10 protein-coding genes are annotated in these 12,488 nt (G+C 44.7%); 7 read left to right on the top strand and 3 right to left on the bottom strand.

The features are described 5' to 3' along the window. Positions 1 to 20 precede the first annotated feature (20 nt). Together ACFVQB_RS33125 and ACFVQB_RS33130 are read right to left on the bottom strand one after the other, a co-directional pair. Positions 21 to 785: an HAD family hydrolase gene (locus tag ACFVQB_RS33125; protein ID WP_379449462.1), complete on the bottom strand. Its 765-nt coding sequence runs from the start codon at positions 783 to 785 to the stop codon at positions 21 to 23. 43 nt (positions 786 to 828) lie between these two features. Next, positions 829 to 1,749: an ArsR/SmtB family transcription factor gene (locus ACFVQB_RS33130; RefSeq protein ID WP_379449464.1), complete on the bottom strand. Its 921-nt coding sequence runs from the start codon at positions 1,747 to 1,749 to the stop codon at positions 829 to 831. A 201-nt stretch (positions 1,750 to 1,950) separates the two neighbouring features. On the opposite strand from ACFVQB_RS33130, the gene ACFVQB_RS33135 reads away from it, so the two are divergent. From ACFVQB_RS33135 to ACFVQB_RS33155, 5 genes are all read left to right on the top strand, one after another. Further along, positions 1,951 to 3,150 (top strand): MFS transporter, encoded by a 1,200-nt coding sequence (locus ACFVQB_RS33135; RefSeq protein ID WP_379449467.1) that lies wholly within the window; start codon positions 1,951 to 1,953, stop codon positions 3,148 to 3,150. An 83-nt stretch (positions 3,151 to 3,233) separates the two neighbouring features. Then, complete coding sequence (locus tag ACFVQB_RS33140) at positions 3,234 to 3,959, top strand: phosphonate ABC transporter ATP-binding protein (RefSeq protein WP_024634002.1); 726 nt, start codon at positions 3,234 to 3,236, stop codon at positions 3,957 to 3,959. Positions 3,960 to 4,026: 67 nt separating this feature from the next. Then, entirely contained in the window at positions 4,027 to 5,304 is a 1,278-nt protein-coding gene (locus ACFVQB_RS33145) for a hypothetical protein (protein ID WP_379449469.1), read from the top strand. Then, positions 5,297 to 5,995: a response regulator transcription factor gene (locus ACFVQB_RS33150; RefSeq protein ID WP_063562821.1), complete on the top strand. Its 699-nt coding sequence runs from the start codon at positions 5,297 to 5,299 to the stop codon at positions 5,993 to 5,995. The genes ACFVQB_RS33145 and ACFVQB_RS33150 overlap by 8 nt, the downstream gene beginning before the upstream one ends. Beyond that, positions 5,992 to 7,485: a sensor histidine kinase gene (locus ACFVQB_RS33155; RefSeq protein ID WP_379449473.1), complete on the top strand. Its 1,494-nt coding sequence runs from the start codon at positions 5,992 to 5,994 to the stop codon at positions 7,483 to 7,485. Before ACFVQB_RS33150 ends, ACFVQB_RS33155 begins: the two co-directional genes overlap by 4 nt. 101 nt (positions 7,486 to 7,586) lie before the next feature. Here ACFVQB_RS33155 and ACFVQB_RS33160 read toward each other — a convergent pair whose 3' ends face one another. Then, the gene (locus ACFVQB_RS33160; protein WP_379449475.1) at positions 7,587 to 8,813 is read right to left on the bottom strand and encodes a glucose-1-phosphate adenylyltransferase; all 1,227 of its coding nucleotides are present in this window, start codon (positions 8,811 to 8,813) and stop codon (positions 7,587 to 7,589) included. 159 nt (positions 8,814 to 8,972) lie between these two features. Between ACFVQB_RS33160 and glgB the strand changes: the two genes are divergently transcribed. After that, positions 8,973 to 11,015: a 1,4-alpha-glucan branching protein GlgB gene (gene glgB, locus ACFVQB_RS33165; RefSeq protein WP_379449476.1), complete on the top strand. Its 2,043-nt coding sequence runs from the start codon at positions 8,973 to 8,975 to the stop codon at positions 11,013 to 11,015. Continuing rightward, positions 11,012 to 12,454, top strand: coding sequence for a glycogen synthase GlgA (glgA, locus tag ACFVQB_RS33170; RefSeq protein ID WP_379449478.1), 1,443 nt, complete (start codon positions 11,012 to 11,014; stop codon positions 12,452 to 12,454). Before glgB ends, glgA begins: the two co-directional genes overlap by 4 nt. Positions 12,455 to 12,488: the final 34 nt, after the last annotated feature.

Here is a 12,488-nt window from a genome sequence, read left to right on the forward strand (position 1 = left end):
TAATTAAACAAAAAGGACCCTTATCCAAGGGTCCTTTTCTGTTGCTGCTGTTGTATATTTTCATGGATGACCTTCGGTACCTCTTCCAGGGCAGTGATGGTATACATTGATGTCTCGGGATTAGGTTGAAGCTCCACCATATTGTATTGCCATTCGTTCGGCTGTTTGATATATATGCTATGGATTCCCGCCGTCACTGCTGGCATGATGTCTGTACGTAGTGAGTTTCCAATCATCCAAGTTGCACGACGCTCAAACTGGCCAGTGGAGAGAATACCTTCAAGCGCTTCAATATTCTTATGTTGCCGAATGTAGATCCGGTCATCAAAATAAGCCGAGAGCTTCATCTGGTCAATTTTCCGCTGCTGGATTACGGTTTCTCCACCCGTATACAAATAGAGGGCATGTCCAGCTGATTTAAGATTCTCTAGCGTTTCAACCATATGAGGATAAGGCTCAACCTCTTGGTCATATACACTCATTCCCAATTTGGTGAGGTAAGACTCTTCTTTGCGTGAGGTGGGCTTTGAGAACTTCTGGGAGAAGTAACGGTAGGTATCAATAAGGGATTGCGGGAAATGGTGACTTGCAAATCCCAGTTTATTGACCCCGGTTACATCAATCTCCAGCTGTTTCTCCCTAATTTGTTGAACCGTTAGGGCATGTCCGTCAAACCACTCCTGCATGTTCTCAAAGAATTCACCAAGCACCAGGTTGAAGTATTTATTGCAGTACACGAGTGTATCATCGAGATCAAACAAAATATGTTGTTTTATTATTTTCATATTCAATTCACTCCTTGCAGCCAGCAGCACAGTTGTTCAAACTTTATATGCGAATATAAGATTCCAGGAACATGTTCAATTCAGATACGCCATCTGGTCGAATACTGTATTTCTCTTTGCGATTACTACCGAGCAGATGGGTTCGCAGCAATCCGGCGATGCGCAGTGCCATAACCTGATCTTTAACCATATCCTCGTCTTTGCCCAACTCCTCACACATCTCAGCGAGTGACTTCGGTTCACCTGACACGTAGCGGAGCAGACGGAGTCTTTCCGGATCAGCCAGGGCATGTGTGAAACGAAGCAGACAAGTTGGTGGTTGGTCTTCATCCTCTTCAGGTGCATCTACAGGATACTGCATAATCATCATGCCCTCATAGAAGCAGTACATATTAATGGGGCGGTTGTGGACGGTTGGAAACAGGATAACTTCATCCAGTCCAGGCATCGGTTCCACCAACACACCCGCAGTAGCGTATTCGATAAGGAGTTCAGGTCCCATTTTATCAAGCAGTATGCGTTTCTCTTCAGCGTCTTCCTCCAGCCAGGTACGATAATCCTCACTCATATTCTGGCAGTAATGCTGATCCCAGAGTCGCAAAAGTGGCACATAGCTATCCCGAATACGTGTAGATTCTTCAATTGTAAGATGGGGCAGCAGAACAGATACGCGTGCGAACAGCTCTTCGGCTGTAAGTCCAGCAAGCATATCCAAAAAATCAGTATTCTCATTAGAAGTGTTCCGATAGGCTGCCCATGCAAACAAAACATCAAAGTCATCAAAAGGCCAGGTGGCAGCAGGTGCGAGCGCTGCTCGAACGTTGGAACTTAGTTTGCCTTCTACCTCAATGATCCATTCGGGGCCAACATCGAGATGTTGAATCCACTTCTTTGTTACATATACCAAAAAGCTGTTGAGCATTTCATATATCGGTGAAACATCGATTTTCACATGATAAGCCATATGATGCAGAATCCTCCCGTCACATCTAAATGTACGCAGCGACTTAAGTACTATTATGGCTTGTTTTGCAGGGCGTTGTCCACTATAATGTTCAAGTCCAGGGCAAAACCCCTGGCGTAACCATGCATGATCAATAGAATAGTTATACCATGCGAAAGGTCGTCAGTGATGGCGATTTTTCTTTGTATGCTTGCAGGAGGAATGATTTTTGTGTCATCTATAACCAACCCCAAATTATCACATTCTACAACAAACTATCTCATTCTGATTACCGTTATTGTTGTGGCGGGGATTAGCCAGGGACTTTTATTGCCGGTGCTATCCATTTTTTTGGAGCAAAAAGGAGTCTCGCCGGGTTTAAACGGATTGAATGCAGCCGCATTGTACGTTGGCTCTTTTGCTATGACCCTGGTGGCGGAACGACTGCTGGGAGCTATTGGTTTCAAAAAGCTGATTATTGGCGGACTGTTATTTGTCATGATTCCCCTGATTCTGTTTCCTTATGTTCCTGATATCAAAATTTGGTTTATTTTGCGTCTTGTTGTCGGAATCGGTGATAGTGCACTCCATTATTCTGCCCAGTTATGGGTACTTCTGGTGACCGCACCCGAAAAACGCGGACGCTACATCTCATTATATGGCATGTCCTATGGTTTAGGATTCAGTATCGGGCCACTGGGAATCAAACTGCTCGGATTTGGTGATGCCGTTCCATTCTGGGTATTGTTTGTTTGTATGGCTGCTGTACTTATCCTTGTATTAATGAAGCTTCCCGATACGAAGCCGGAAAAGGCTGAACATGGACAACTGCCTGAACGCCGTTTCCGTCGCAGCCTGGCCTGGGCATGGTATGCACTTTTGCCTGCGTTATTGTATGGGTACATGGAAGCCGGGATGAACAGCAATTTTCCGGTATACGGACTGCGTATTGGTTTGGATGCCAATCTGATATCGTCATTACTTCCTTTTGTCGGAATCGGTGGTCTGTTCCTGCAATTACCTTTAGGCATGTTGAGTGACCGTTATGGTCGAAAGCAAACGTTAATGTTTGCCGGCATTACTGGAGGTATCATCTTCATGCTAGTTCCTGTGGCGGGTACACATTTCTGGTGGACACTTGTGCTGTTGACCATAGCAGGAGGTCTGGTAGGTTCATTTTTCTCGCTTGGCCTGGCCTATGCCGCAGATATTTTGCCCAAAACGCTGCTGCCTGCAGCGAACGTGGTGGCCTCATTTCATTTTACAATTGGAAGCATCATTGGACCGAATCTGGGTGGGCAAGTGATCAACTGGATTTCACCAGGAAGCATGTTTATTTTGCTTGGATTCATGTATCTTCTTTTTGGTGCAGCAGGTGTATTATTTCGTCGTAAACCTATGCTCGAATCTGTGGTAAAATAGAAGCTGGTGTTCGCATGGAAATTGATGTCCATTTCCGAGTACACTAGTAGTAGGGAAAAACATGGACAAGAGGAGACATCGCGATGATCAGAGTTGAGGGTTTAAGCAAATCCGTTGGAGCGGACCGGGTTCCAGTTCTGCGGGATATACGATTCGATATGCAACAGGGAGAAATGATTGGTGTAGTGGGCTCGAGTGGCAGCGGGAAAAGCATGCTGCTTAAATGCCTTGCTATGATGGAAAAATGGGACAGTGGTCGATTTACGGTGGACGGAGCCGAGATTATAAAAGAAGGTTGGTCCGGAAAACGGAAAATTAAACGGGAATGGGCATACTTGGAACAGAATCCGCAATTGTATCCGAGACGTACAGCTTTGAAAAATGTATTGATCGGTCGGTCGGGTCAAACTCCTTTGTGGAGAATGGTAACAGGTATGGTTCGTTCCGATGATTATATGGGTGCGATGGATTATCTGGAAGGACTCGGATTGCTGGATAAAGCACACCAGACGGCAGAGAAGCTCAGTGGTGGCGAGAAGCAGCGTGTTGCCATTGCCAGAGCGCTTGCGCATGGCGCCAAAGTTGTTTTGGCGGATGAGCCTGTCATCGGACTCGATCCTCATACAGCAGATACGGTGCTGGAAACACTGCGCAAATTGTGCGAAGAGGAACGTGCTACCGTGATTGCAGTATTGCCGATTGAAATGGCAGAGAAACATGCGACCCGCATCTGGGGTCTTGCGGAAGGCAAGATTGCTTTTGATATACGTGGACGTCGGTTGACACAGCAAGAAAAAAATATGATTTAAACTATTGAAAAGAGTGATGAATTTGCTTAATTCACGGTGGGGGCGCCTGTTAGCGGGGGGAGCGGCTATGATTGTACTGGGCTCCGTTCTTAGCGGATGCACTGTCCTGAGTGATCCCAAGCTTTTGATGAAACAACCCATGATGTCGATGGACAAGGAGAGACTTCTTACAATTGTACAGAAAGAACAACCTCCTGAAAGCCAATTAATTCGGCCCAAAGATTTGAACAATACAAGCATGATACGGGTGGCAGATTTGGATGGGGACGGAACCCGAGAGGCCATTGTTTTCTACGAAACTCCGAGTGAAAATGTGCGGATTCATGGCATGCTTCTCGAAGAGCAGGGTGATACCTGGGTGAAAAAACTTACGTTTGATGTTCCGGGGAATACCTTGCAATCGTTTAAACTGCTGGACATCACGAACGATGGCAATCCTGATATTGTTCTTGGAGTGAGCCTTGAAGCACAGAAAGCCTTAATGGCCTATTCCTATAAAGGAGGAGCCCTTGAACAGGTGATGGGAGGAGTACCTTATAATGAGTTAATTATTGATGATTTACAAGGGAATCCTCTAGATCTGAACGGGGACAAAAAAAATGATTTTGCTATCGTTTCGCTCAATACCAGCGGATTTGCCTCCATTGCCCTATATCAATATGATGATGGCAGCTTCAAGGAAGTGGACCGAATACAGACGGACTATACAATAAAAGAATTTTATAATGCACTTGGTGGTCAAATTGCCAAGGATAAAGTGGGCATCGTATTGGATGCCGAATTGGACGACCGAAGTACCTTTACACAGATTGTGTATGTACAAGACAACAAATTGGTGTATGCATTCAATTCCCCTGATCAAACCTATAGAGATGACAAAATTTTAAGCGGTGATTTTAATAATGATGGTATTATTGAATTTGGATTAAAGGAAACACCAAGAGGCTGGGAACATTACGTATTTGATGCTCGAATGTGGTTTTATACTTTCTATCAATGGAACGGTAAGGATGGCAAAGATTTTGTATCCTTCCAGTATCGTGATGATGCGAATGCATTCCATCTTAACCTGAAAACGGATTGGTACGGAAAAGTTACAATTGATACCAAATCGGAAAAGGGAAAATATATTCGTTTCAAAATGATTGATACGGATGAAACGGTGGGTGAAATTAAATATTTCACACTTACGCAATGGGAACAAGACAAAGGTAAAGGATGGAAAGAAATTACCAAATCGAATGATCGAGTGATTGCTTATCGTAGCGCACAATCTGCGAATAACGATGGTGGATTACTGGACAATATGTCGCATCTGAACAGAAAGGAAGAACTTAATGAGTAAAGTACTTATTCTTGAGGATGAAGAATCCATCCGCAGTTTTATTGTTATTAATTTGAAGAGAAATGGGTTCGAAGTGCTTGAAGCGGGGGACGGACATGAAGCGCTTCGTATTTTGCAATCCGTACCAGATATTGACTTGGCTTTGTTGGATGTTATGGTTCCTGGAATTGACGGATTTGAAGTGTGTCGACGCATTCGAGAAACGAATGAACGTCTGGGTATTATTTTCCTTACAGCCAAAGTGCAGGAGCAGGACAAGGTATATGCGCTATCCGTTGGAGCAGACGATCATGTAAGTAAGCCGTTCAGTCCAACCGAGTTGATTGCACGTATACAATCTTTGTTGCGCCGGGTCAATGTTCACCGGGAGACGGCTGCAAAGGTAACATTCCAATCAGGACCATTCTCGCTGGATCTGATCTCCAAGCAATTCAAGAAACAAAATGAATTAATTGAATTAACACCAACCGAATTTTCCTTGATTCAATTTTTCCTGGAAAAAGAAAACACACCGCTTAGTCGAGATGTGCTGCTTGATCACGTGTGGGGCAAAGAGTATATGGGTGATCCCAAAATCGTGGACGTAAACATTCGCCGCTTGCGCCAGAAAATTGAGAACAATCCTTCCGAACCTGAATACCTGCAGACTGTATGGGGTCACGGGTACAAATGGAAGGGCCGGGATCAATGATCAAAAAAGGCATTACACGGCAGATCGTACTACATTACTTCATTGTAGTTTTTCTGGCTCTGCTGTTGGTGGAATTCGTATTTTTGATTGCAGTGCAAAGGTATTATTACGAGAGTATTTATAATACGATTAATCAGCAGATTACATCGACGAACGATTTTAAAGAAACGTTATCTCGTACGGATGAGGCTAATAATTTATCGTATTTGCTCGCTAATTTACAATTGGGTAGTACTGAGCTGCAAATCCTTGATATGGATGGCCGAGTCTTGGCTAGTTCAACTGCTTTTGAGTCTGAGCATGCCGTTCTTCAAACGAGCGATATATCACAGGCCATGAACGGAAGCATTGGCCGTTGGGTGGGTAGACAGCCCCTTACGGGTGAGCAAGTCATGGCGGTATCCCACAAGCTAGATTTGGGTGGCGAAAATACTTATATTGTGAGGTACCTCACCTCGCTGGATATGGTTAATTCCAAGCTTCTGGTTATGGGCCTGCTTGCAGTTGCGGTAGGTGTGGCTGTATTAGTCATTGTTTTAATTATCAGTATCGGAATGGCGAATTCAATTGTGCGACCCCTCAATAACATTACAGCTGTTTCGGCTCAAATGGCCAGGGGACGTCTGGATGTCAGAGTTAAAGGGAATTACAAGCACGAGCTTGGTGAACTGGCATCTACTTTGAACTTCATGGCACATGAGATTGTACGCAGTAACCAGATTAAAGACGATTTTATTTCATCTATTTCGCATGAATTGCGGACACCTCTGACCAGTATCAAAGGCTGGAGCGAAACTCTGGATTCAGGCGGGTACGATCCCGATGAGACGAGAATTGGAATGAGTATTATCTCCAAAGAAACCGAGCGATTGATCGGTCTTGTTGAAGAAATGCTCGATTTCTCCAAATTGCAGCAAAATCAGATGAAGCTTGTAAAAGGCTCGGTCAGCATTCGAGAAATTGTTCAGGAAACGATGTTGAACGTCTGGGCCAAAGCAGAGCAAAAGCAAGTACATCTCAAGCTGGACACGGATGAGACACGTGCGTTTAACGTATTTGGAGATGGCAATAGGCTGAAACAAGTCTTTCTTAATCTGGTCGACAATGCGATTAAATTTTCTCATGAAAATTCGTGGATTTTCCTTTCTGTTAAAGAAGAGAAGGGACAGATCATAGCTGCTGTTCAGGATACCGGTATCGGAATTAGTGAAGAACATCTCATCAAAGTACGTGACCGGTTCTTCCAGGTGAATCACCAAAACGGGGGAACAGGGCTGGGTCTTGCCATTACGCAGGAACTTGTGGAACTGCATGAAGGTACGATCACGATTCAGAGTGAGCTAGGTTCGGGAACTACGGTTACCGTTTCTTTGCCAGCATTGCCTGAGGATGAGGCAGTGACAGGTGAAGCTCCTAAGCATAACAGTGACTCTGAAGAAGTGCAGGAGACACAGGCTCAGCAGACACAGTCCGATAAGGAAGGGACATAATCCCTGTTGGCAACGTTAAGTCTACGTATATTGTTTGAAATAATGTCTGAATTTAACGCACCAAAAAGGCGAGCCATAAATGGCTCGCCTTTTCTTTATGCTTATGAAGAAAGCTCTCCAGCGCGCAGACGCCCGCTTTTTTCATAAACATCTTTCAGCATACGTACAGGTTGTGTGCGCACAGCCGGTTTGGCGGAGACGATCTCATTCGGTCCGACCACCATGATTTCATCCGCCGTACCTTTTACAATGGCACCATCTTTGATAATGGCACCTTCACCAATGATGGCGCGTTCGATGTGAACACCGCGACCTACTCGTGCATTTGGCATTATTACGCTGTCTTTAACTTCAGAGCCTTTACCGACTTCGGCTCCGCAGAAAATAACAGAACGTTCAGCACGGCCATCAATGTTGCAGGATTCATGAATCAAGGATTGCAGAAGCTCAGCACGCGTATGACGTGTTTTGTATGCACTTGGTTTAGTTCTCCAGTCGCGAGTAAACATCGGCCAGTCTTCTTTTTGCAGGCTCCAGTCTTCATCGTTATGAAGCAGATCCATATGCGCATCCCATAAACTCTTCACCGTACCCACGTCTTTCCAATAACCATTGAAGTTATATACGAAGAGAGGGGTATTCTCATTCAACATTTGAGGAATCACATCTTTACCAAAGTCATGGCTGGATTCCGAATTAGCGGCATCTTCAAGCAGGTGGCGCTTCAGGTATTCCCATTTGAACATGTAAATGCCCATGGAAGCCAAATTACTTTTCGGTTCAGCCGGTTTCTCTGCAAACTCTGTAACTCTCAGATTCTCATCGGCTGCCATAATTCCGAAGCGATGAGCTTCCTCCCAAGGAACCTCCATAACGGAAATTGTCGCTACCGCTTCATTAGCTGTATGAGCTTCCAGCATTTCACGATAATTCATATGATAGATATGGTCACCCGACAAAATTAGAACATTTTCGGGGTTTTGTTGGTCAATATAGTCAATATTTTTATAAATAGCATCCGCGGTTCCCAAGTATTCGTCATTTCCTGTATGATAAGATGGAAGTAAGGAAATTCCTGCCTCACTTGAAGTACCATGTCCCCAAGGTTCTCCTCCACCAATGTGATCATGTAATGAATCAGCTTGATACTGCGTCAGAACACCTACGGTGTCGATGCCTGAGTTTACGCAGTTACTGAGAGGAAAATCGATAATCCGGTAGTGCCCGCCAAACGGTACAGCGGGTTTTGCGATACTTGAGGTTAAAGGGGCTAATCGCTTCCCTTCTCCTCCCGCCAACAGCATAGCGATGCAATCTTTATTAAACATAATCGTTTCCCTCCCAAGATATTTGTCCAGTGTAGTACATACATAAACGCAATGCGGAGCTATTGAAACGATGTATACTGTAAAAATCCTGAAAAATTACAACATTTTTTTACACACCGCATTTTTCTTTTCAACTTGGCTAGAATGGGGTAATGGTTAATGTTATATCTATTTTCTGGAGAAGAAGGTGATCTCTTGGCCATTCAACCGTTAACAAACCCGGAAATTTCGCCGGAGCACATTTATTTGTTTCATGAAGGAAACCTTCATCACAGTTATCGAATAATGGGCGCACAGCCTGCGATTGAAGATCATCGTCAGGGGTACCGTTTTACCGTGTGGGCTCCGAATGCCACAGAAGTAGGCCTGGCTTTAGACCGTAATGGATGGAAAGGTGAACAGGAACCTTTATATAAGATACCCGATTCTGGATTTTGGAGTCGTTTTATTCCGGAAATCAGTGAAGGAACATTATACAAATTCCGTATATTAACGGAAGATGGTACCGAATTGCTTAAAGGTGACCCTTATGCTTTCCAGGCTGAAGTTCGTCCGCGTACGGCATCGGTCACCAGCTCCATTGAAGGTTACAAATGGAATGATGGCGCGTGGAGACGCAAACAACGAGGCGTTTATAACAAACCTCTACATATTTATGAAATGCATGCTGGAACCTGGAAACGGAAAGAGGACGGTACTCTATACAGCTATCGTGAACTTGCGGACTTGCTTGTTCCTTATTTATTGGAGATGAAATATACCCATGTAGAAATGATGCCGCTGAGTGAACATCCTTACGACCTTTCGTGGGGGTATCAAAACACAGGATTTTTTGCGCCAACCAGCCGTTACGGGCAGCCTAAAGATCTAATGTATCTGGTTGACACTCTACATCAGGCAGGAATAGGCGTATTGCTCGATTGGGTCCCCGCACATTTTGCCAAAGATGCTCATGGCTTGCGTTTGTTTGATGGAACGCCCTTGTATGAATATGCAGATTCACTGTTAGCAGAGAGACCAGGCTGGGGCACCCTCAGCTTTGACTACTCTAAACCCGAGATTCGTTCGTTTTTGATCTCTAATGCGTTGTACTGGATGGAGATGTACCATTTCGACGGTCTCCGGGTCGATGCGGTAACCAGTATGCTTAAGCTGGATTTTGAAAAGCAGCCAGGACAATATCGAACGAATAATGAAGGTGGCCTGGAAAACAAGGAAGCCGTTGCTTTTTTGCAGCAGTTGAATGAAACGGTCTTTAAGTACTTTCCATATGCGCTGATGATGGCTGAAGAATCCAGTGCATGGCCGATGGTTACTTCCCCAGTAGATCAGGGTGGGTTGGGTTTCAACTACAAATGGAACATGGGTTGGATGAACGATACACTTGATTACATGGAATCGGATTTTCACGAGCGTCCTTCCAAACATCATTTGCTGACATTCCCGGTCGTATACTCCTTTGCTGAAAATTACGTGCTTCCTCTGTCTCATGACGAGGTCGTTCATGGCAAAAAGTCGCTCCTAGACAAGATGCCAGGAACATACGAGCAGAAGTTTGCCGGAATGCGTGCCTTTATGGGGTACTTTATGACATTCCCAGGCAAAAAACTGCTGTTTATGGGTGGAGAATTCGGCCAGTTTATCGAATGGAAAGATGAAGATCAACTGGACTGGTTTTTGCTGAACTACGACAGTCACCGTAAACTCCACAAGTTTGAACGGGATCTGTCCGAACTATACTTGAGCGAAAAAGCTTTGTGGGAGCTTGATCATTCCTTTGAAGGTTATGAATGGATCACTCCGGATGATCAGGACCAAAGTGTCATTTCATATGTGCGCAAAGGAAAAAAACCTGCGGATACACTCCTTGTGCTCATTAACTTTCAGCCGGTCAAGCGGGAGCGTTACCGGATTGGTGTCATGCGTCCCGGTATGTATACCGAAGTTCTGAACAGTGATCATTCCGATTACGGAGGATCAGGCATTATCAATGATATGCAGCTCACTACAGAAAAGATTCCTTTTCATGGGCAACCAAATAGTCTGGAAGTTGTTTTGCCACCGCTAAGTGTAGTTATTTTAAAAAAGAACACACGTCGGAAAACGGATGCATTGCCCCTTGAACTTCAATCCGTTAGAGCAAAATCCAGTAAAACAATAGATAGCATTACAGTTAAACCCAAAAGGAGGACGAAAGCATGAATATTCTATTTGCTGCTGCTGAAGTACATCCATTTATCAAAACAGGAGGCCTTGCTGACGTCATCGGCGCATTGCCACAGGCATTAAAGAAGAGTGGGGCAGATGTTCGTGTTATTTTACCCAAATACAAAGGCATTCCGGACGAGTATAAAGAGGCGATGGAGCCTGTCATCACGACTGATGTCCCTCTTGGCTGGCGCAGACCTTATTGTGGAATAGAGATGCTGGTTCATGACGGGATTCCTGTCTACTTTGTAGACAATGAGTACTATTTTGGACGGGATGGCGTGTATGGATATATGGATGACGGGGAGCGTTTTGCCTTCTTCAATCGTGCTGTTCTCGAAGTGTTGCCGCAAATCGAATTCAAGCCGGATGTGCTGCACAGTCATGATTGGCACGCAGGTATGATTCCTTTACTACTGGAGGCTCACTATGCGCATGATCCCTTTTACAGTGAGATGAGAACGGTTTTTACGATACATAACCTGTTATATCAAGGTGTGTTTCCACATGATTTATTCAGTGATTTGCTTGAACTGGATGATCGGTATTTCACGGTAGATGGGGCAGAATATTATGGCAATGTCAATTTCCTGAAAGCAGGAGTCGTTTTTGCGGATCATGTAACGACCGTCAGCCCTACCTACGCCAAGGAAGTACAAACCTCCTATTATGGCTATGGTCTGGATGGGTTGCTCAGTTCATTGGGCGATCGTTTCAGCGGGATTGTCAATGGTATTGATACCAAGAGTTACAACCCGGCAGCGGACAATAAAATTGCGGTTAAATACAGAACCAGCCTGTCCAAGAAAATCGAGAACAAGATCGAGCTGCAGAAAGAATTAGGATTGCCTGTACGTCCGGATGCTCCACTTATGGTGATGGTTACAAGGCTTGTGGATTCCAAAGGTTTGGATCTGGTATGTCGTGTATTGGATGAATTATTGTACTATGACGACATTCAATTCGCAGTATTGGGTACGGGGGATCCGGCTTATGAGCACTGGTTCCGTGAGGCGGCTAATCGTTATCCGCTGAAAATGTCTGCCCAGATTACCTTCAATGATGGATTATCCCGCCGTTTCTATGCAGGCAGTGATCTGTTCCTGATGCCATCGAGGTTCGAGCCATGTGGTATTAGCCAATTGCTTGCACTCCGTTATGGCAGCATACCACTTGTCCGGGAAACAGGGGGTCTGAACGATACGGTGCAGGCATACAATGAATTCAGCGGTGAGGGAAATGGATTTTCTTTCACCAGCTTTAACGCCCATGACATGATGAACACCATTCGTCGTGCTGAGGAATTTTACCGTCAGCCAGAGCACTGGAAAAAGATCGTGAAAAATGCAATGAGCGGAGACTACAGCTGGAACGTCTCAGCTGAAGAGTATATGGATATTTATCGCCGCATAACGCTTGAATCTGTGAAATAGATTTGCACAAATGAGCCGCAGTATATTCGTACTG

The sequence above is a fragment of the Paenibacillus sp. NPDC057886 genome (assembly GCF_042796655.1).
In the GTDB taxonomy this organism is placed as follows: Bacteria; Bacillota; Bacilli; order Paenibacillales; family Paenibacillaceae; genus Paenibacillus.